This window comes from Bacillus cereus group sp. MG20 (genome assembly GCF_040459885.1).
Classification (GTDB): domain Bacteria; phylum Bacillota; class Bacilli; order Bacillales; family Bacillaceae_G; genus Bacillus_A; species Bacillus_A cereus.
Genome location: NZ_JARVHF010000001.1, coordinates 5,003,012 through 5,024,644, shown reverse-complemented (window position 1 = coordinate 5,024,644; position 21,633 = coordinate 5,003,012). Strand labels below are relative to the sequence as shown.

The window sequence follows — 21,633 nt, the reverse complement described above, 5'->3', positions numbered from 1 at the left end:
CCCCTAACTGATTAATTCATTTACAGTTTTTAATAAAGTCGGGCCTCCAAGTGGCGTGTATGCTTGCGGTGGAATGATGCCACACGGAATAGATTCCTCCTCTGCAAATTTTTTTACAGAATCAAATCGGTGTCTTATTTGAGGTGCCACCATTACGACATCCCAGCCATTCTTTACTTCTTCCTCTACCTCATTCGTTCCAATTGCATGCACTTCCATGTTCACACCATTTTTCTCCGCTTCTTTTTTTAAAGCGTTTACAACAATTGCACTGGACATTCCTCCAGAACAGACGAACAAAACTTTCATTTATTAATCCTCCTATACTTATAATTTATTACCCTTCAAATGAAAGGAAGTTTCACTTTACTAACAAGCATATGAAGTAGTAAATGAATTTAGTTATAATGAAAGTAAATTTCATTAAAAATATTTTTCCTATTAAATTAATGTTTCAATATGCAATTTTCTCTATTGCAAGGTCAACCTCGCCTCATATATTATTTTAAATAATCATATGATAGGGAGGCGTATAAATGATCGTTAAACGTTTATTAATGATATGTTGTATCGTTATCTTGTTCATCCCTTTCTCTTTCATTCCCCCTCACTCTACTTATGCTGAAGTAAATACTACGTACAAAAAACATGAATTACGTGCTGTATGGATCGCATCAGTTCTGAATATTGATTGGCCCTCAAAAACTAGCTTACCTATTGAAAAACAGAAGCAAGAATTTATAAGGTTATTAGACAATGTAAAAAGCACTGGTATGAATACAGTTGTTGTACAAATTAAACCAACCGCTGATGCTTTCTATCCTTCAAATTACGGTCCTTGGTCTGAATACATTACGGGTACACAAGGAAAAGATCCTGGTTATGACCCGCTCGCATTTATGATTGAAGAAGCTCATAAAAGAAATATAGAATTCCACGCTTGGATTAATCCATACCGAATAACGATGAATCACACCGATATAAATCGATTATCAAACTATCACCCTGCAAGGCAACATCCCAATTGGGTTGTCCCTTATGGCGGAAAGTTATATTACAATCCCGGTATTCCAGAAGTGAAAAAATTTATAACAGAAGGTGCTTTAGAAATCGTACAAAATTACGATATTGATGCGCTACATATGGATGATTATTTTTATCCATATAAAGTAGCCGGTGAAGAATTTCCAGATCAGAAAACGTACGAAACATATAATAACGGTAGATTTACAAATATAGAAGATTGGCGACGTAACAATGTAAATGAACTTGTAAAAGATTTAAATACTGCTATAAAACAAGAAAAATCATATGTAAAGTTTGGCATTAGTCCGTTCGGCGTATGGAGAAATATAGCTGACGATCCCACTGGCTCTAACACAACCGCAGGCCAAAGAAACTATGATGACCTTTATGCTGACACACGTGAGTGGATACAAAAAGGATATATTGACTACATTACACCGCAAATATATTGGAATATAGGTTTCACCCCAGCTGCATATGACATATTAGTAGATTGGTGGGTTAAAGAAACAAATAACAAACCGATTCACCTATACATTGGTCAAGCGGCCTATAAAATTAATAATAACTCCGTCCCTGCTTGGTCTGATCCAGAAGAATATCCAAGACAAATTGCATTAAACCGGCTATATCCTGAAATAAAAGGTAGTATGCATTTTAGCTTAAAAGATATTAATAACAATCCACTTGGAGTTAAAGATAGACTCTCAAAAGACATATATAAACATCCTGCATTAATCCCGCCTATGCCTTGGATTGATCATGATCCACCAAAACAACCGACTTTAAAAGGTGCCATTCCAAGAAATGAAGGTATTGCAATCGGTATCATTGACAATAGAGATAATGATTCTGCTTATTACGCTATTTACCGCGTGAATGGGAAAAATGAAGTGGATATACAAAACCCAAAAAATTTACTTACTACTGTAAGAAAAACAAAACTTGGAGAAATTTATGTAGATAAAACCGCTATTTCTGGAGAAACGTATACGTATGTCGTAACTGCAGTTGATCGATTGCATAATGAAAGTGTGGCTTCTAGTCATACTACCGTTAGAGCAAAATAAAACCTCATAAAAAAAGCGCCTTAAAGCTGTGATACTTAGCTTTTAAGGCGCTTTTTGTTATTTATTCTTAAACTTCTCAGTCGCTGCTCTCATCTTCACATTTAAATCGTGATCAATCGAGTCGCGAATATCTCGCTCTACTACTTCCATTTCTTTTTTGAAATTTTCCAAGTAGATCTTCAGTTCTTCTTCCTTCTCTGGTCTTTGTGAAGGTGGTAATTGTACTACCAACGATAACATGGCCGTTAAATCTTTCATTAAGAATGTTTCAAGTTTATGTTGTTGTTCAAACATGCGTTGCTCTTGATAGTACGGAAGTGCATTTAATACTGAAATTGTAATATCATCAACCGTTCTTTGTAATGAAGGATTTATTGAGCGTTTATACGCTTGAATTGTATTTAATGCGTCTGGATAACGGTCATAAAAATACAATTTGTAAAATGATAAGTCTGTCGGTTTTACAGTTTGCTGCGTTTCTTGTCTTAAGAAATCTTTCACTTTCATCGCAGCCACATCAATATCTTCATTCGTAAGCTTTTTCGTAGTTTTTGCCATTACATGCACTTTTTTCTGCTTTTCTTTCGGTAACATCGAGAAGACTTGCTCTCTCGTACGTTGACCTGATGCACAAAATAGAGTATTTAATGTATTTTGTTCTTTCTTTCCTTCGGTGCGAATCCAGCGATAAAACAGTGGATGTTGTGTAAATTCTTGTAGAAACGGTATTGATTTGTTTGATATCTTATCTAGAGAATCTTGCGCTCTTTTATATGGCTTCGTCCATGAAAAATACAGTTTCCGCCCGAAGTATACGACTAAAACAACGACAGTAAATGCTATTAAAAGCAATGTACCGAGTAGTAATAGTACTGTTTGAATGAAACTCATTTGTTCACCTCCTCTAATAATCCGTTATTTCCTTGGACGCTGAATGAGTTTCTGCTTCATCTCATCATTAAATGTGTCTAGTTCAATAACGAACTTCTTGCTTGACTCAATAATACGTTCTGACGATTTTTCAGATGCTTCAATTGCAGCGAACACATTTTGGAATGATTCACGTAATTTATCCATGCTAATAGCAGGGTTTTCAAGCAATTTCGTCGTTTCTTCTGTATTTTGTTTTAACGCTTGAGAATTACTTAATACCATCGATTCAATTGCTTCATTCGTCGCATTTACGGCATCAATTGTTTTCCGTTGATTCGTTAATGCAAGCTGAATAGCAGCTGAAACTGTTACAACGTTTTGTGTCATCGTAATCGCATTACGTATTGCCTCTGTTAATTTTTCATTATTTTTCTTAATGATGTCTACAGAAGCTATAGATTGTAATAATACACTTTTCGCTTGCTGCATATTACGTGTACGTACAAGTATCTTTTCTAATGCATCGTTAATTAACGGAATATCCCTTTGACGCTCTGGGTTTTGTTTCTCAGCTTCAAGCATGCCAGCAAGCTTTTTCCCTAAGTATACTTGTTTATCAAGAGCATGAATTTTATCGTGCGATTGTTCCTTTAACATTTCAAGACCAACTGTATCCTCTTGTAAGTTATCACGACCAATTAGAAGGGATCTAATAATTTCCTCAATTTGCTTATCTATAGATTGATATTTATGCACGTATGTTTCAAGTGGATTTTTCTTAAATACTTTAAACATAATTTTCTTCATACCACTTGCTTTAAGTGAATTGGGATCAAGCTCTGATACCACTTTTCTTAATTCTAACAATGTATTTGGAATTTCTTCATTTTTCCCATTCATCATCGCTGTTACAGGGCGTTTTAAAGCTGATAACGTTTGTCCTGCTGCTTGTTGCTCTTTATCCCCTAAATCTCCTAGCTGAGACAATACTTTTGATAAATCTGTATTTTGCTCGCTATTTAACTTTTGTACATAAAGATCAGCTTCTTTATTTAGTTCCTCTAATTCTGCATCTTTTATAACTGTATCAACTACTACTTCTACATTATTATCTTTCACAATGGATACAGGTTCTTTTTTCTCGAGTTCAGTCAACAAAATCGCTCCTTTATATATATGTGCGAATTTATATGCACTATATTTCATCAATTATATCGTATTTCATATACATTCTGACTGCTTGAAATCGACTTTTTTAGAAATGCCTATTTATGCAGTCATTCCCTGTTTCTTACTATAAGTATACCTGTAATCAACATAATTTTCCTCAGACTTAAGACCTAGAGAACAACATGCTGAAGGCGGATTCTTCATATATTTCCTAAATAATTTACGTTCTTTCAATCGTGCTACACTCAATCTTTTGACATTCACCCGTTTTCAATGTGATAATTCTATTACACTCACTTCTATTTATTTTTGCGAGCTACAAATGCTCCCTTTTGAAACGCTAATAACACCGTTTCAAACGTATCATCTTCTTCAATCATTTTTATAAACTCATCTAATTCACTCGCATGAGAAGTTGCATTATCAACAACAAGAAAACCTTTTGGTTGTAACATACGTTTTATATGCTCAAACCACCACATGTATTGCGTACGCTCTGAATCTAGGAAAATAAAATCAAATGAATCATCTAGTTGTGAATCTAAAAATGCCCCTGCTTCTTGATTGTGAACATCAATCCTTTGTAAAAGGTTTGCCTTTTCAAAATTGACAAGTGCCTCTCCAACTCGTTCTGAAGAAAGCTCTACAGTTGTTACATTTCCATTTGTTTCTTCTACCGCATTAGCTAACCACAATGTAGAATAACCATTAGAAGTTCCAATTTCCAAGATATTTTTTGCATTACACCCTTTTACTAAAATTGATAAAAATTGCCCCATCTCACGAGAAACATTCCGTAGTTTTTCTTCCCTTGTTTTTTTATTTCGATCATGCTCTTCTCCATATTGTTCAAGTTGCAATAATAATGAATCTACTGTATCCATTCTTTTCATCGCCTTTCCAAGCAATATGATGAAAAAGCTCTTGCTGCCCGTCTATTTTTTATTATATGCGAAACAAAAACCTTTTTCCTGTTATATGACAAAGATTTATAATTTTTTATAGCATATTGTTTCGTTTTTTGGTAAAGTTAATTTCTACGTGCAATTATTCCATTCATATTATTTCATATTAAAATTGCAGTTATTAAATTATATAAACCCCATTTAAATGAATCGGTATTTCAAATTCAATTAAGCGCCCTTTTCGGACGCATTTTCTTTGTTTATATATTTCCAGAAGAAAGGATGCTTACAAATGAACGTGATTAGCTTAGATGCTGCTCGAAAACGAAAGCAGCATAAAAAATTAATGATTACTATACCGATTATTACACGTATTTATGAAGAAGACGGGGAAATTAAATTTGAGGTAGCTGGCGAAAAAGATGTACCTCTTGAAATGTTAGAAAAATAATAAAAAAACGCATTTCTAAAGAAATGCGCTTTTTTATATTTTTACATTTAAATGCATAAGTTTTTCAGGATTAACCATCATATAAATATTTGAAATCTTCTCATCCTCAAATGCAAACGAAAGAACATACGTTACTTTATTATTTATTGTAACTATAACTCCTGGTATACCATTTACCATTTTAAAATCAACAGTGTACTCTTCTGCCAATCGTTGTGCAATCCCAAAGAACAAGCGAATAATTCGATCTGCAGAATAAATCGGATTGATCGCAGTTGTAACTTTACCGCCACCATCAGCTTTGAATATAGCATCTGTTTTTAATACTTCCAACATACCTTCCGTATCCCCACACTGTAATGATGCTACAAACTTTTCAACATAAGAAGCCATTTTCTCCGTGCTTAATTTTGATTGCTTCGGTTTCTCCAACATGCTTTTTCGTGCACGTTGAAAGATTTTTCTACAGTTCACACTACTCTTATCAACAATTGAAGCTATTTCTTCGTATTCATAACTGAAAACCTCTCTTAATATGAAAACAATCCTTTCTACCTCAGATAGTTGTTGTAAAAGTAATAAATATGCGGTGGAAAGGGATTCTTTCATTATAAATGACTTTGATAGCTCATCACTCTCGTCTACAAGTGGCTCTGGTAACCACATCCCTACATACACGTTACGTTTATGCGCTGCCGATCGTAATTTATCAATTGAACGATTTGTCGCCATCTTACATAAATATGCTTTCATATTTTCTATAGATTGAGGATCTTCTATATTATTTAGCGAGATAAATACATCCTGAACGATATCCTCAGCATCCATAACACTCCCAAGGATTCTGTATACTAACGAAAATAATAATGGTTGATACGCTTCATATAACTGCTCCGTTTCCATGATGAACTGCCTCACTTTCATATTGCTTTAAAATGTGTAACGCTGCTCGTTTCCCGCTTGCTACCGCAGCATCAGCTAATATTTCATCATGCCCCGCCCAATCTCCTGCAACATAAACACCTGGCATTTCAGGTATATTAGGACCCGGATTTTCAACACGGTCAATATGAGGAAAATCATGTACTACTGTTATTTTCGGTAAATATTGCTGTGCAACAACTTCTCTTTTCCAATTTGGATGTAACAACTCCATCGTACTTTCCAACTGTTCTTTATCTTCATGAATGTGATTCATCTCTAGCACAGGATTATGGTACTTAATTAGACTCACTGCAATTGATCCATCTTCACTTAATTTAGCTGCTCTCGATTGATTTGTGAAAAATATAGGTTGATCTAATCCTAATACAAATTGATGTGTAGGATTGGGTAATTGTCTCAAGCCAATATCTAATGCAGCAACAGTAACCGGTACCGATTGTTCATTCCATCTATGCAAACTTGTTCCTTCTGCACCTTTTATTATTTTACAAGCCTCTTTTGGCGGAGTCGTCACGATGACTGTACCTACTTCAAAAAACTCATCATCAACACAATGTATTCTTTGTTTATCTTCGTAATGCTCTATTTCCAAAACATGCTTTTTAGCCAAAAATTTCACTCCGACATCATTCGCTAAATCTCTTAATTTTGTTATTATCGTCTCCCAACCACCATCTACATAAAGCACTCCTTCTTTTATAGAAAGCTGTATTTGCTTTAGTACAGATGATGCTAATTGTATTGTAGGAGCAAACGTATATGTTGTTGTCCGGCATAGCGCATAAAATATATTACGAACCATTGGATCTTTTATTTCATTTTCTGCCCATGTAGTTAGACTCATTTTCGGAACTTCTCCTACATCTAAATTTCCTAAACGAATCATAAGACGTGAGAATTGTACTTTTGCAGACCACGAAAGTAGTGGTGTTGATAAAATTGAGCGAAAATCTGTTGGGATGGTGAATATATCCCCTTTCCATATTCCATGTGCTTTTGTAGATGGTATTCCACCTGGAAGATTCAAACCGAGCTCATTAAAAGTTATAAACGCTGCCCCGCCTCTATATAAAGCATGTGCACCAAGATTCATGCAGATTCCATTTTTATTTATAGTCATCCCTCGTCCACCGAATTGACTGGATTTTTCTAATACAATCACTTTCTTTCCAGCTTTCGCTAAATATATAGATGCTGTTAATCCAGCAAGCCCACCGCCAACAATTGCTACATCAAATTTCTTCATAATAAAATCCCTCCTTATCGTTCTACATACAAGACGAACTATTAAGGAGGGATGTGACATGAGAATAAATTTTTATTACCCTACTTTATTTCATTACTTTTTAATTCGGTCATATTGCATACGAAATAACTCAATTGCAAATGGAATATCCTCTTCACTCTTTATATAATAACTGATCCATCCTGATTCAGGTAATACGTGATGTGGTTTTACCAATCCTTGCTTCACTAATTCATCTCGCTTTAACTTCGGAAATGGTAAATCAGCTAATTTATCACCATGAAGATGGCCAAGTTCTTTCTTACCATAATTTATTTCAATACCACCAAATCGATGCGGTTTTTCAGAAACACCCGCCCAGCTGAGTACCTCATTTCTAATCATTTCACTAAATGACATGAACATTCACTCCTTATAAATGATTGATGTACTTTTAAATTAACATTTTCATTACTTTTTTCCATCAATCCAAAGTATGAATGGGAATACGAATATAGTTTAATCTTTATACTATATTCTTTATGGAATAAGTGAATTTATTAAGCTACCGACAACAGCACAAAACAAAGACTAGACACATATCCTAATTTTGTAACCTAACTTACCTATAGAAAGGCGGGTAATACAATTGACTGCCAACATCGACTATACCTCCCCCTCAACCAATTTTACTTATGATGTAAATAAAAGTAATTTTTTTCGGAAAGATGCCCAAAATTATATAAATGTACTTGGTATTAAACAATTAAACACTTTAGAAAATACTTCTTTATTAGATATTTATTTAAGTACAGGAAATGTTGTAGAACCACATATTCATCAAAATGCAGCTGAACTTGTTTATTGTATTTCAGGGTCTGCTGTTGTTTCTTTACTTAATCCATTTACGAATCAAATATTAAACTTACCGATAAAACCGGGGCAAGTTGCCAACATTCCACAAGCGTGGTGGCATTATGAAATTGCTACAGCTGATAATACTCATTTATTAGCTATTTTCAATGCCCCAGCGCCAGAAGTTATTTTCGGTTCTGATATTTTAAGATTAACTCCGGCTCATATGATGGCCCATACTTACTGCCTCAATGAACAACAATGGAAACAAGCGGTTTCTCCTATTCAATCAACTACTGTTATTGGCCCTCCGGCAAACTGCAATCAAAACCGTGGAATGAAAAATTACCCAACCCAGCCCCTCCCTCAACAACATAATCCGTATCCCCAAGATTCTTATTACTTTCCTCTTTACTGGGGCTATTAATTTGTAAATTTTTAAAAGAATCATCATTTATCTCCTAGGAAAATACCGAGGAGATTTTTTTATTGTATGTTCTCTTCCTATTAATAATAGTAACAATTGATAGTGTACATACATATAATATTTATATATTAAATTGGAGGTGATAGTACTATGAGTAATTATAACTATCGAAAAAACTACTCTTATAATAAAAATAGTAGCTCTTCAGCATCCTCTCAATCTTCCAATTCTCAATCTTCCAATTCCCAATCGCAAAGAGACTTAGCCGAGCAAGGCTATGTAAAGAAAAAAGGATGTAACTGTAATAAAAATAAATAGTTTATTTTATGGATGAATTCTTTTTTAAAAGAATTCATCTTTTTTTGCTGATCGGAAATTTTTAAAGTTACATAACTTATGCCTTAAATGAGAAAGGGTAAATTATACTTTTTTATACGAACTTAATAAAGAGTAATTGTTCAATTGATTTATTACTTATTTCCTCAAAAAATATAGTCCTTCCTAAATTTATTAGGAAGGACTATATACAAACCCCTGTTTAATTTCCTACTAAACATTGTAACAAATTAAACGATATTAATACCTGCACTTACAAATCCAGCAACTGCAGCTATTGGACTTGCTGCTGTTAATGAAACATACAGTAGTATTTTATCTCCAGCCGCTACTGGAATAGCTTCAGCAATGATTCCTGATGCTGTAGAACCAATCGCTATTGCGGCAAATGCTGGTGTTAATAAAAGAGGTGCGCCTTGTACTGTAAACGTATTGCTTGCTGCAGGTGCAGTTAATATTTGTATTTGCACTTGAACAGGTGATATTGGAGCTAATGCAGCTGTTGCACTAAAGAAACCTGCTAATGACGTAATAACCCCTGCGCGTGGTGCTACAAATGCATAATCACCTACACCTAATGCTAATGTGATACTTGTTCCACCAGTTAAAGCTACACCAGGCTGACTAAATCCAAATCCAAGAAGAGTTCCTGTATTAGCTATTAACGCGTTAACTAACGCAGATGGTGTTGTACCTGAAGCAAATGGAATAATAGCTCCGCCACCAGTTGCACCTGTTGCTCCTGTTAAGCCTGTTGCTCCTGTTAAGCCTGTTGCTCCTGTTGGGCCTGTTGGACCTGTTGCTCCTGTTGCTCCTGTTGCTCCTGTTGCTCCTGTTGGGCCTGTTGCTCCTGTTAGGCCTGTTGCTCCCGTTGGACCTGTTGCTCCTGTTGCTCCTGTTGCTCCTGTTGCTCCTGTTAGGCCTGTTGCTCCTGTTGGACCTGTTGCTCCCGTTGGACCTGTTGCTCCTGTTGCTCCTGTTAGGCCTGTTGCTCCCGTTGGACCTGCTCCGGTTCCGGCTGGACCTGTTGGACCTGTTGGACCTGTTGGACCTGTTGGACCTGTCGCCCCTGGAGTAGCATTGATTAATTGAATTAATAAATTAAAAAGAAGTTGTAAAGTTGCAGGATCAACATTTGAGTTGCAGGATATAGGGATAAGATCTAAAGCGAAGAAGAATTGTGCAAGGGCGCTATAAAATTGTTGCAATAATGTTGACAATTGTCCTAAATTAGGTGCTGGAGATTGTAATAAAACTATAATACTTTGAGTTAATTGTTTCAAAAAATTAACTTCTGGAGAAGGTAATAAGGAATTTAAGAAAATTAAAAATTGATTAAATAAATCGAGTAACACCAATCTGTTTGCATTACTTGGATTTGCAAAAAATGCTGAAATAGCTGATACTAATGAGTTTAGTAAAGTAATTAATTGACTTAATTGTTCCCTAGTAATAGGAACTGACTGTGGATTTTTACAACAATCTGGAGTGAAAACAATCGGATTATCGCAGTGGTTATGACCAAAACAATTATTATTTGTCATTTATGTCCTCCTTACTTGTTTTATATTTGAGTTTTTCCTATTATAAGGATCATAAAGTTGTAAAAGAGTATGTGTTATATATTGGCTTAAAATAGGAAACATGAAATATAATTAAACTTGAAAACGTAATTTAATTATGTTCATGACTCACATATTAATTATATGTTTTTAATAATTGACTGCTTAGATTAAATACCTAAACTTAATAGTTTATTTTATTTTTCCACGTTTATCTCTTAGGTTCAAAGACACATTTTAATTTGAATACAAAAAACCGAATTTACGATTAACATATATTCCGCAAGTAATAACATCATTTTTTCATATAAATAAAGAACATTTCTTTACTAAAATTGGGCTCACCTTATAAAGGTGAAGCCGTTTCTATTATAAAAAACTCTCATACAATATAGTGGACAAGTTATTTTATACTTCGTTCTAATAAAATATTGTAAGGAGTGAAAATTAATTGCCTATCATTCAACCATTTATGGCATCTAGAAGATTTACATCTACACTAGGAGCCGGCACAGGTACAGGTGCAGCTTTTGCAATTGCTGCCACAGCTTGTTTAAACGATGCGGGTACTACTGCAACCGCTTTTCCGACTTTCACGTATTACAACTTATATGTGAACGGTATTCTTCAACCAAGCGTGAACTCCAGTGTTACTACTGGTCCTACTGGTGCTATTACAATTCCTGGTGGGGATGCATTAGACGGCGGAATTCCAATTACAATTGAATTTATCGTCACTTAATGTTAACGAATGTAATTCAGAACAAAAAAGACAGATTCCTTTTTCATTAAGAATCTGTCTTTTTTAATTAATAATAATAAATTGTAAAATAATTGAAGAACCTTGCGATGGTGGTTGGTTATCCAATAAAGTTAGTTTACCAGTACTAACTTCATAGAATGGTTGTGGTTGCAAAATTCCATTGATAAACAAATTTATATACGAAACCTCACTAGGTGAAAGTATATTCGTTGTACCATATTGAGCTATGCCATCTGCATCTGTATATATAAGTTTCTCTCCATCTGAAAAAGTGTAAAATAACAAATTACTTGTTGTTATAAGGCCAATCCCCCCGGTAGGACCTGTCGCTCCTGTTACTCCCGTTGCTCCTGTTACACCCGTTGCTCCTGTTACTCCCGTTGCTCCTGTTGCTCCCGTTGCTCCCGTTACTCCCGTTGCTCCCGTTGCTCCTGTTGCTCCTGTTGCTCCTGTTGCTCCTGTCGCTCCTGTCGCTCCTGTTACTCCCGTTGCTCCTGTTACACCCGTTGCTCCTGTTACACCCGTTGCTCCTGTTGCTCCCGTTGCTCCTGTTGCTCCTGTCGCTCCTGTTACTCCCGTTGCTCCTGTTATTCCTGTTGTCCCCGTTGCTCCTGTCGCTCCTGTTACTCCCGTTGCTCCTGTTATTCCTGTTGTCCCCGTTGCTCCTGTCGCTCCTGTTACTCCCGTTGCTCCTGTTATTCCTGTTGTCCCCGTTGCTCCTGTTACTCCCGTTGCTCCTGTTATTCCTGTTGCCCCCGTTGCTCCTGTCGCTCCTGTTACTCCCGTTGCTCCCGTTGCTCCTGTTGCTCCTGTCGCTCCTGTTGCTCCCGTTGCTCCCGTTACTCCCGTTGCTCCCGTTGCTCCTGTTGCTCCTGTTGCTCCTGTTGCTCCTGTTACTCCCGTTGCTCCTGTTATTCCTGTTGCTCCTGTTGCTCCTGTTGCTCCTGTTGCTCCTGTTGCTCCTGTTGCTCCTGTTACTCCTGTTACTCCTGTTACTCCTGTTATTCCTGTTGCTCCTGTTGGAATATATATTGGTGGAAGAGCTGGAAATGTAGGTCCAATATTCTCAGGTGCTATCTTACCTTTATTTATTGATAATTTATCATTCCGCTTCAATTTAATTCCTCATTCCACATATTTTTAATTAACTTACATAAGTATGAGTCTATTATTAAGGAATACTTTCATAACTATTCTTTTTTCTTTCCAAATGATTCATACAGTTATTAAACATTTTACCGTTTCTTTAACTACTACTATTAATATAATAAAATGATAGTTCCATTCCAAAAACACGAAACTTATTGCATTCTAATTTAAAAATGAGGTGATTTAAATTCAAGATAAAAATGAAAAAAGAATAGAAGAACTAGTATCAATAGCTCTTGAAATTATTCTTCCATACAGACTTACTGGACCTACTGGAAGTACTGGACCTACCGGAAGTACTGGACCTACCGGAAGTACTGGACCTACCGGAAGTACTGGACCTACCGGAAGTACTGGACCTACCGGAAGTACTGGACCTACCGGAAGTACTGGGTCAATAGTTACAACAAACTCTATGTTCGCTAATAATACATTAGGTGGTCCCATCTCTGTGATATTAGGTGGAACTAATATTCCTCTTTCTAATAACCAAAGCCTCGGTAATTTTACAGTTAACGCCTCAAACGATATATTTACAATTCCTGTAACCGGAAGATATTATTTAACCTATCAAGTTAATACGACAACTGCTCTACTCGCTGGAACAAGACTACTATTAAACGCTTCTACTCCACTTCCTGGTTCTATTTTTTCTCCCGCTATATCAACTTCAAATTATAATAATAATTTAATTACTAATTTAATTGCCGGTAATACAATTTCACTTCAATTATTCGGCGTATTATCCATCGTTAATTTGGTTGGAGGTGGTTCAACAGGTGCCTCTCTAACAATTATACGAATCGATTAAAAAATGATTCATTCTTTTTCTAATAAACATTATTAAATACTAAGTCTGTCATAACAATAATTTCCCAATTATTTCATAAAAGTGATGACGCATTAAAGAACAAATTGCACTATATTCATAGTAGAAACTATCTATACTAAATTTTCCGTATATATATTATCAATTTACACTGACTTCCACCGATGTTACATTAAATATGAAGACAGTTTCTCTTTTACGAACCATCTCAATACGTATTTGAGAAACATACTCCAATCCTATACGCGAGAGCAATACTATGTTGACACTCAGACGAGTGTCTTTTTTTGTGAGTGATAAAAAATAAAAACCATCTCTTATAGATGGTTTTATCTTTTGTTACTATAAATGCACACTCATGCAGTTGGATAATAAATTGTCATGCTTAATCGAGTCAAAGATTCTCCTAAATTATGATAAGAGTGTGATCTATCGGCCTTAAAACGAATTGAATCTCCACTATTTAATGTATATTGACAGTTATTCACTTCTACTGTCAATTCACCTTCAAATACCGTAATAAATTCTTCTGCGCCTTCTTTATGCCCTTCTGAACTTAATTTCCCTTCTGTTTCTATTTCTACTGTATACATTTCAAAATGTCTATCATCTTGAAAAGGAAAAGAAGGATACACTTTATATTTTCCATTGTCTTCAGACAATGCTTGAATATCTTTTCTTAAGATCACTTTCGTATCAGGCTGAGGATTGTTGATTAAAGAGGTAAAAGAAACTTTCAAGCCATTTGCAATCTTCCATATTGTTGTTAGTGTCGGGCTTGATTCTCCTCTTTCAATTTGTCCAATCATCGTTTTACTCACACCTGTTAATTGGGCAACTTTTTCCAAACTTAATTTTTCTTTTTCTCTTATAGTTTTTAAATTTTTCGCCAGTATTAGTTGAATTTCTTCCATAAAAAAACACTCCCATACTATATACAATATAACGACCATTTTGTATAATAAAAAGCATACTTTATATTGTTCTTTTTGATCATTATAACATACACAAATTATTAGGGGGTTTTCACATGCCTATATTTTCTTTTTTATTATTTGTTTTTATAAGTAGCTTCACACCCGGCCCTAACAATTTTTTAGCGATGACATACGCAAATCAACACGGATTAAAACAGAGCATGAAGTTTTGCTTTGGAGTATCTTTCGGTTTTTTCATCCTCACTTCTTTATGTAGTTTCTTTAATGTTGTACTACTTAATATCTTACCCATAATCGAATTCCCTTTAAAAATTTTAGGTGTAGCGTATATGTTATATTTAGCTATTAAAATACTTACTAGTAAAAGCAGTACGAATCCCGGTGAAAAAGATAATAAAAATTTATTCACAGTTGGGATTTCTCTTCAATTCGTTAATCCTAAAGGGATATTATTCGGACTGACTGTAGTATCGACTTTCATAATCCCTTACTACAATTCATATTCAAGTTTTATACTTTTTTCATTATTTTTAGGTGTAGTCGGTTTAATGAGTACATTTAGTTGGAGTTTATTTGGTTCAATATTCCAAAAATTATTAGTGAAACATAACCAATTATTTAACATCATTATGGCCGTTTTATTAGTTTTCAGTGCCGTTTCAATCGTTATACACTAATTCAATGCTCATTTTAGATTTTGCACTTTTTAATACCACTCTTCATCAATCAGACTACTTTATATACTAATCTATCCACATACCCTATATGTTTTAAAACTTTTAAGTGGAAACCTTCTAACAATAGGTTTCCTTCCATATCATATTAAATAAGAAGCAGGTTAAATACGGAGGTGATTTTGATTAAGACTACTCTAATTTCTCATTTTTACAATGAAGAATATTTACTTCCATGGTGGTTAATGCACCATACAAAGCTATTTGATCACGGCATTCTTATTAACCGTGGATCCACTGATCGGTCAGTTGAAATCTGTAAAATATTCGCTCCTAATTGGGAAATACGAAACTCAAAATCACTCGAATTTGATGCTTATTTAGTTGATCAAGAAGTTATGGAAATTGAAAGAGAACTTACAGGATGGAAAATGGTATTAAATACGACAGAATTCCTATGCTGTTATAATAAAGAACAATTTTTTAAATCACTTAACACTATGGGCGGCAATATGTTTTCCATAAGAATGATTATGATGATTGATGAACCGACTCATGGCTACACTAATCCAAGATATAGTTCTCCGCTTGTTAAACAACGTTATCACGGCATAATAATTCACCCTAATCCAAATCAACTATATCTTAACGGTAGATTAATTCACAATAATTCGCACGGGAACTATAGAGTCGGAAGACATGGTTCGCATTATCCTTATAGCATTTACATAGAACCTGCTTTTATTTTTAAATTTTTTTATAGTCCATGGAACGATGCAATGAAAAAACGAAAATTACAAATTGGACCGACTCTTTCTCAACACAGTGTACAGCGTGGACTAGGTTCTCATCACTTAACAACAATTGAAAAATTAGAAACAAAATACAAATTCTATGCAACTTTAACTACGGACCTCCGGTTATTCCCAGAATACCAAATTATATTTCCCGACCTTTATCCTTAATGTCATGAATATTTAGTTTCCACATCCATCCGTTTTTTATTAACATACCAACTCCAACTAAATATGTTTCTCTAGTAGAAATCCGAGCTAGGACTCTCGCTGCACGCAGATTCCTCTTATTTAATATCGTATCACCAGCCTATAATCTTTCATACCATTTCATTGAGCACCTGATGTTGGATCAGAAATAAAAAATGGTAATTCATTTGGAAAATTTTAAATTTCAGATTATATACCTTCTAAAACAAAGAATTCAAATAATAGAACCTAAACTAATGTTTTAAGTTATGGCTTTATTTTTTCTTATTATTCACTTTAAAATCTTTTTATAATAATATTGAAAAATACAGTATAATATAAACTACTGTACTTTGGGAGGGTTATAATGTCTGATAAGTATAAATTTTTCATTCTTATTGTTACCGCATCTTTTTCTTTCTTTTCCTTAATAAAAGATTTCCGCAACACTTCAAAAAGTTTTTTTTGGGGTAGTTTTGTAATTCTTACAAGCTTCATAATACTTTTAACACTCGCTTTAGATTTAAATCAAATACTCCTATATTCAACGCAAATTGCGCTTGAGATTATTACAATACCACGTAAATTATTTCTACCATCTGTCACTGAAGCCGCTATTATTTGCTAAAAAAGTATTTTAATTTTCTTATGCATACCAAAATATATTTTGGTAAATTTGACACACATTTATATCAAACAAGCATATTTTATTGTATGGTAACTATCTAATAATACAGATTTTAAATTTTTATAAGATTTTTTTATTTTTAATTAAAAATTTACAACATTCTAAAACAGTATGCACATAATATCCTCAATTCCCTTTTTCAACATGAAACTTGTCTCAGAGCGCCTTTAAAAGCGCTCTTTATCTTTAATAAAGGTTTTATTAAAATTTAGGTTAAAAATTAATACCCTATAGTCATGATAGCTATTTATTGTTTCCAAAATAAGTTGCATTAATAATATAGAAATGAAATACCTATAAAAATTATTACTTTACTATTTCTTTAAACATGCTAGTGAGGTGATTTCGATAGATTATCAAAGCAAAGATATGTTCATTAACTTTTCACTTTTAGATATTAACCGTATTATTCTCCCACATTCTCCTACTGGACCTACTGGACATACTGGGACTACTGGGACTACCGGTTCTACTGGTTCTACTGGTTCTACTGGTTCTACTGGTTCCACTGGACTTACTGGCTCCACTGGACCTACCGGGGCTACTGGCTCCATTGGTTTCACCGGTTTCACTGGTTCCACTGGTTCCACCGGGCCTACTGGGGCTACCGGTTCTACTGGCTCCACTGGTTCCACCGGGCCTACTGGGGCTACTGGACATACTGGCTCTACCGGTTCCACCGGGCCTACCGGGGCGGCTAGTGTAGGATTAACAAACTATCTATATGTTTTTGATACTACTAACCAATCAATCGCAGTGGGAAGTAGTGTTACTTTTAACACAAATGGACCTATAACAGGAACTGCTCTTAGTCACATCACAGGTACTGGAAATATTATAATTAATACACTAGGAACATATGTAGCAGAGTTTCAATTACAAGCTTCTCGCGAAAACCAATTCTCCCTCGAACTAAATGGTACACCAATTCCAGGTGGGCGTTTTGGTACGGGGTCACCACATACAATCAATCAAGGTACTGCTGCTTTTACCGTAACAATTGTTCCTTCAACCTTGACTTTAATAAATAACACCTCTTCAACAGGTACTATCACTCTCTCAAATAGTGATGGTGGCTCTTTAACAAATGTATCTGCAAGTATAAGTATTTTTCAGGTCGGATAATTAATTGGGTTAGAAAAGTGATTCATAAAATTTAGAAATATAAAAAATGAGGCTTCTCTTTTCTAGAGAAACCTCATTTTTTATATTAAATTTTAAACTGACTCGTATACAAATCAAAATAAAACCCTCTATCTTCCATGAGAGATTCATGATTCCCTCTTTCTAAAATATTTCCATCTTTTATAACAAGAATTTGATCTGCTTTTTCAATTGTTTTAAGTCGATGAGCGATCACAAAACTTGTGCGACCTCTCATTAAATTATTTAGTCCTGCTTGTATTTGTAATTCTGTTCTTGTATCAATATTTGATGTCGCTTCATCGAGAATTAATATATCTGCATCTGCTAAAATTGCTCGTGCAATCGCTAGAAGTTGTTTTTGTCCTTGACTTAAATTCGATCCTTCTGAAGCAATTTCTGTTTCATATTGATTTGGCAAATGCTTAATAAAAGAATGTGCAGATGCTGCCTTAGCTGCAGTGATAACTTCTTCATCACTAGCATCTAAGCGTCCATAACGGATATTATCCATAATCGAACCAGCAAATAAATACGTATCCTGTAAAACTACTCCTATTTTACTTCGTAAAGAATTAATATCATAATCTTTTATATCTTTTCCATCAATATGAATTTGTCCTTGCTGTATATCGTAAAAGCGAGTTAACAAATTAATGATTGTTGTTTTCCCTGATCCAGTCGGACCAACTAAAGCAATTGTCTCTCCTGGCTGCGCTTTAAGACTCACTTCTTTTAAAATCGTTTTATTTTCTGCGTAGCCAAATGAAACATTCTCAAGTGCAACATGCCCTTGTAAATTTTGTACAACGAATGCGTCTTTTTTATTTTGAATTTCTGGTACCTCATCCATAATTTCAAAAACACGTTCTCCACCAGCAACTGCCGCTTGAATTGTATTCATTAAAGTCGCAAATTGACTTAGCGGTCTTGAGAATTGACGAGAATAATTAATAAAAGCCGCAATAACTCCTACTGTTGTCATTCCGTTTAAGACCATAACTGATCCAGTCCCAATGACAAGCCCCATACCTAAGTTATTAATAAAGTTCATACTTGGAAAAATAAAAGCTGAAAATGTATCAGCCTTCGTAGCTGAAACTCTTAGCTGTTCATTAATTTTATTGAAATTTTGTACAGTTTCTTTTTCTTTTCCGTACAACGTTGTAACATCCGCACCTGTAATTGCTTCCTCAATAAATCCATTTAATTCACCTAAATCTTTTTGACGCTTCGCAAAGTTTTTACCACTATATGCAACTAGTTTTTTTGTAACGTAAAACATAATAGGTACTGTAATTAAAGTTACAATTGCTAAAATCCAATTTAAGGCGAACATTGCAATCGTTACACCTATAAAAGTTAATGCTGATGAAATAATTTGTACAACGCTTTGTGTCAAAGCTTGATTCAAATTATCTATATCATTTGTCACACGGCTCATTAAATCACCTTGAGAACGCACATCAAAGAACCGTAAAGAAAGCGTTTGGATTTTCTCAAAAATATCTTGTCGTATTTTTTGAATTGTTTTTAATGCAACGTTAATCATGACAAACGTTTGTAACCATGTTAAAAGTACAGTTACACCATAAATCGCGATAAGTAATATACACATTCTTGCTGTACCACTTAAATCTTTCGGTACAATATATTGATCTATAATGACTCCCATAAAATAGGGACCTAATAATCCAAGTAATGTAGTAACAACGACTAGAAATATAACAAACATAAGAGCAGCTTTTTGATAGCCCATATAGTTCCATACCCGCATTACAGTTCCTTGAGCATTTTTAGCTTTTCCCATCTTTGGGGTGTTTCGTCCACCTTTATTAGCAAATTGCCCTTGAAAATTACGCATGTTCTTCCCCACCTTCTTTATCCAAATTACCACCTTGGGAAAGATAAATTTCCTGATAAACCTCACTTTGTTCTAACAATTGTTCATGTGTACCATTGCCAACTAATTCACCATTATCTAATACAAGTATTTTATCCGCATCCATTATGGAAGAAATTTTGGACGCAATTAATAAAGTTGTTGTGCCTTTATATTTTGTTTTTAAAGCTATTTGAATAGTAGCCTCTGATTTTGCATCAACTGCTGATGTAGAATCATCTAATATGAGAATCGGTGGTTTTCTCACAAGTGCCCTTGCAATTGATACACGTTGTTTTTGTCCACCTGATAGATTTGTCGCGCCTTGTGTTAAATTATATTGATAAGATTCTTCCAGCTTATTGATAAACTCAGTCGCACAAGCTGATGCAGCTGCTACTTCCAGCTCGTCATGTGTTGCATCTTCTTTACCATAACGTAAATTTTCTTCTATACTGCCTGAGAACAACAACGCCTTCTGAGGTACAAACCCTATTGAAGCACGGAGTTTTTGCAAATCATATTTTTTAACATCTATTCCATCTATACATATTTCACCATGATCCACATCATATAGACGTGGTAACAGTTTCGCTAAGGTAGATTTACCACTTCCAGTTGATCCAATAATCCCTACTTTTTCACCTTTTTGTATGCTAAAAGAAATATCTTTTAAAACGTATTCATTATTTTTCGTATAGCTATAACTAACATTTTTAAATTCGATATTTCCTTCAATTTTCTCAGGTTCGATCGCATACGCTTCGCTTATAATATCAACCTCGGTATTTAACACTTGCTGTACACGATCCGCAGATGGAAAAGCTCGCGCAATTTGAATAAATACCATGCTAATCGACATAAGTGACATTAAAATGATATTCAAGTAATTAATAAATGCCAAAATCGCTCCTACTTGAAGCGTTCCATCGAATACTTTTTCTCCACCAATCCATAATGTTGCGACAATCCCGCCACTTACAACTAGCATAATGATTGGCATCATTAAAGAAATAAGTTGCACAGCTCGAATATTTATCTTCGTTAAATTTGTATTTACACTTCCAAATTGAGCGATTTCGTATTTTTGTCTTACATACGCTTTTATAACACGCACACCAGATAAATTTTCTTGTAACTTTGTATTCACTTTGTCCAATGCCTCTTGCACCTTTTTAAATGTACCACTTGCTTTACTTGCAATTAAAATAATCGCAAGTAATAAAATCGGAACAACTACAAGTAATATTGGAAATAACTCTCGCGCTGTTACAAAAACAATAAGTATACTTCCGATAAATAACAGCGGACCACGAACGAGAACACGTAATGTCATCGTCATTGCCGATTGAATGGAAGTGATATCATTCGTCACGATCGTTAATAATTTACCTGTTCCAAATGAATCACGATTATTACTAGAAAATGTTTCTATTTTCGCAAACACATCTTTTCGTATGTCTGTAGCGAAATTAACAGCTGCTTTTGTAGAATACATCATACACCCAAACCCTCCAACTAAACCGAGTGCTGCTGCTCCTATCATAAGAAGCCCCATTTTTATTACATAATTTAAATCCCGATTTGCAATCCCAACATCAATGATATGTTGCATAATAGTCGGTTGAATTAAGTCCATCGCAACCTCAAGTACCATAAATAGCGGCCCAATAATAGCGAAGAACATGTATGGTTTTAAATACTGTAATAACTTACGAAATGATTTCATACATAATCTC

The 21,633-nt window shown here is 34.6% G+C and carries 21 protein-coding genes; 9 read left to right on the top strand and 12 right to left on the bottom strand.

Going from position 1 to position 21,633, the window contains the following annotated elements:
• Window positions 1-3: 3 nt before the first annotated feature.
• The gene (locus QCI81_RS25845; RefSeq protein WP_000865907.1) at window positions 4-309 is read right to left on the bottom strand and encodes a PTS sugar transporter subunit IIB; all 306 of its coding nucleotides are present in this window, start codon (window positions 307-309) and stop codon (window positions 4-6) included.
• A gap of 227 nt (window positions 310-536) precedes the next feature.
• Here QCI81_RS25845 and QCI81_RS25840 point away from each other — a divergent pair, with 227 nt between their 5' ends.
• Window positions 537-2,096 (top strand): glycoside hydrolase family 10-like protein, encoded by a 1,560-nt coding sequence (locus QCI81_RS25840; protein ID WP_071729926.1) that lies wholly within the window; start codon window positions 537-539, stop codon window positions 2,094-2,096.
• A 57-nt stretch (window positions 2,097-2,153) separates the two neighbouring features.
• Here the strand turns inward: QCI81_RS25840 and QCI81_RS25835 are convergent, their stop codons facing one another.
• The 3 genes from QCI81_RS25835 to QCI81_RS25825 form a co-directional block, all read right to left on the bottom strand.
• A complete protein-coding gene (locus tag QCI81_RS25835; protein ID WP_000008372.1) occupies window positions 2,154-2,987 on the bottom strand; it encodes a DUF3974 domain-containing protein in 834 nt (277 codons plus the stop codon).
• Between the two features lie 24 nt (window positions 2,988-3,011).
• Window positions 3,012-4,124 (bottom strand): toxic anion resistance protein, encoded by a 1,113-nt coding sequence (locus tag QCI81_RS25830; protein ID WP_000137396.1) that lies wholly within the window; start codon window positions 4,122-4,124, stop codon window positions 3,012-3,014.
• A gap of 314 nt (window positions 4,125-4,438) precedes the next feature.
• Window positions 4,439-5,032 carry an O-methyltransferase gene (locus QCI81_RS25825; RefSeq protein ID WP_071729976.1) on the bottom strand — a complete coding sequence of 198 codons (594 nt, stop codon included), beginning with the start codon at window positions 5,030-5,032 and terminating at the stop codon, window positions 4,439-4,441.
• A 304-nt stretch (window positions 5,033-5,336) separates the two neighbouring features.
• Here QCI81_RS25825 and QCI81_RS25820 point away from each other — a divergent pair, with 304 nt between their 5' ends.
• A complete protein-coding gene (locus QCI81_RS25820) occupies window positions 5,337-5,495 on the top strand; it encodes a hypothetical protein (RefSeq protein WP_001100984.1) in 159 nt (52 codons plus the stop codon).
• A gap of 33 nt (window positions 5,496-5,528) precedes the next feature.
• Here the strand turns inward: QCI81_RS25820 and QCI81_RS25815 are convergent, their stop codons facing one another.
• The 3 genes from QCI81_RS25815 to QCI81_RS25805 all read right to left on the bottom strand — a co-directional run bounded on the left by QCI81_RS25815 (window position 5,529) and on the right by QCI81_RS25805 (window position 8,085).
• Window positions 5,529-6,398 carry a sigma-70 family RNA polymerase sigma factor gene (locus QCI81_RS25815; RefSeq protein WP_071729924.1) on the bottom strand — a complete coding sequence of 290 codons (870 nt, stop codon included), beginning with the start codon at window positions 6,396-6,398 and terminating at the stop codon, window positions 5,529-5,531.
• Window positions 6,376-7,686, bottom strand: a complete 1,311-nt coding sequence (locus QCI81_RS25810) for a phytoene desaturase family protein (RefSeq protein WP_071729922.1) — start codon at window positions 7,684-7,686, stop codon at window positions 6,376-6,378. The genes QCI81_RS25815 and QCI81_RS25810 overlap by 23 nt, the downstream gene beginning before the upstream one ends.
• Window positions 7,687-7,779: 93 nt before the next feature.
• Window positions 7,780-8,085, bottom strand: coding sequence for a luciferase domain-containing protein (locus QCI81_RS25805; RefSeq protein ID WP_000010317.1), 306 nt, complete (start codon window positions 8,083-8,085; stop codon window positions 7,780-7,782).
• A gap of 229 nt (window positions 8,086-8,314) precedes the next feature.
• Here QCI81_RS25805 and QCI81_RS25800 point away from each other — a divergent pair, with 229 nt between their 5' ends.
• Window positions 8,315-8,947 (top strand): cupin domain-containing protein, encoded by a 633-nt coding sequence (locus QCI81_RS25800; RefSeq protein ID WP_000126322.1) that lies wholly within the window; start codon window positions 8,315-8,317, stop codon window positions 8,945-8,947.
• Window positions 8,948-9,513: 566 nt separating this feature from the next.
• On the opposite strand, the gene exsJ is transcribed toward QCI81_RS25800, so the two are convergent.
• Entirely contained in the window at window positions 9,514-10,827 is a 1,314-nt protein-coding gene (gene exsJ, locus QCI81_RS25795) for an exosporium protein ExsJ (RefSeq protein WP_353810917.1), read from the bottom strand.
• A 469-nt stretch (window positions 10,828-11,296) separates the two neighbouring features.
• Between exsJ and QCI81_RS25790 the strand changes: the two genes are divergently transcribed.
• Window positions 11,297-11,587, top strand: coding sequence for a DUF4183 domain-containing protein (locus QCI81_RS25790; RefSeq protein WP_001121647.1), 291 nt, complete (start codon window positions 11,297-11,299; stop codon window positions 11,585-11,587).
• Between the two features lie 63 nt (window positions 11,588-11,650).
• Here the strand turns inward: QCI81_RS25790 and QCI81_RS25785 are convergent, their stop codons facing one another.
• A complete protein-coding gene (locus tag QCI81_RS25785) occupies window positions 11,651-12,724 on the bottom strand; it encodes a DUF4183 domain-containing protein (protein WP_353810916.1) in 1,074 nt (357 codons plus the stop codon).
• A 220-nt stretch (window positions 12,725-12,944) separates the two neighbouring features.
• On the opposite strand from QCI81_RS25785, the gene QCI81_RS25780 reads away from it, so the two are divergent.
• Window positions 12,945-13,568: a BclA C-terminal domain-containing protein gene (locus QCI81_RS25780; protein WP_065483543.1), complete on the top strand. Its 624-nt coding sequence runs from the start codon at window positions 12,945-12,947 to the stop codon at window positions 13,566-13,568.
• Window positions 13,569-13,942: 374 nt separating this feature from the next.
• On the opposite strand, the gene QCI81_RS25775 is transcribed toward QCI81_RS25780, so the two are convergent.
• Window positions 13,943-14,500: a helix-turn-helix domain-containing protein gene (locus QCI81_RS25775; RefSeq protein WP_048657281.1), complete on the bottom strand. Its 558-nt coding sequence runs from the start codon at window positions 14,498-14,500 to the stop codon at window positions 13,943-13,945.
• Between the two features lie 116 nt (window positions 14,501-14,616).
• Here QCI81_RS25775 and QCI81_RS25770 point away from each other — a divergent pair, with 116 nt between their 5' ends.
• The 4 genes from QCI81_RS25770 to QCI81_RS27250 all read left to right on the top strand — a co-directional run bounded on the left by QCI81_RS25770 (window position 14,617) and on the right by QCI81_RS27250 (window position 17,994).
• Window positions 14,617-15,201: a LysE family transporter gene (locus tag QCI81_RS25770; RefSeq protein WP_048657280.1), complete on the top strand. Its 585-nt coding sequence runs from the start codon at window positions 14,617-14,619 to the stop codon at window positions 15,199-15,201.
• Window positions 15,202-15,380: 179 nt separating this feature from the next.
• Window positions 15,381-16,163, top strand: coding sequence for a glycosyltransferase family 2 protein (locus QCI81_RS25765; RefSeq protein WP_048657279.1), 783 nt, complete (start codon window positions 15,381-15,383; stop codon window positions 16,161-16,163).
• 385 nt (window positions 16,164-16,548) lie between these two features.
• The gene (locus QCI81_RS25760; protein WP_048657278.1) at window positions 16,549-16,809 is read left to right on the top strand and encodes a hypothetical protein; all 261 of its coding nucleotides are present in this window, start codon (window positions 16,549-16,551) and stop codon (window positions 16,807-16,809) included.
• 429 nt (window positions 16,810-17,238) lie between these two features.
• Complete coding sequence (locus QCI81_RS27250; RefSeq protein ID WP_483298863.1) at window positions 17,239-17,994, top strand: collagen-like protein; 756 nt, start codon at window positions 17,239-17,241, stop codon at window positions 17,992-17,994.
• A gap of 85 nt (window positions 17,995-18,079) precedes the next feature.
• Here QCI81_RS27250 and QCI81_RS25745 read toward each other — a convergent pair whose 3' ends face one another.
• A complete protein-coding gene (locus tag QCI81_RS25745; protein WP_071730204.1) occupies window positions 18,080-19,876 on the bottom strand; it encodes an ABC transporter ATP-binding protein in 1,797 nt (598 codons plus the stop codon).
• Window positions 19,869-21,623, bottom strand: a complete 1,755-nt coding sequence (locus tag QCI81_RS25740; RefSeq protein WP_071730202.1) for an ABC transporter ATP-binding protein — start codon at window positions 21,621-21,623, stop codon at window positions 19,869-19,871. The genes QCI81_RS25745 and QCI81_RS25740 overlap by 8 nt, the downstream gene beginning before the upstream one ends.
• Window positions 21,624-21,633: the final 10 nt, after the last annotated feature.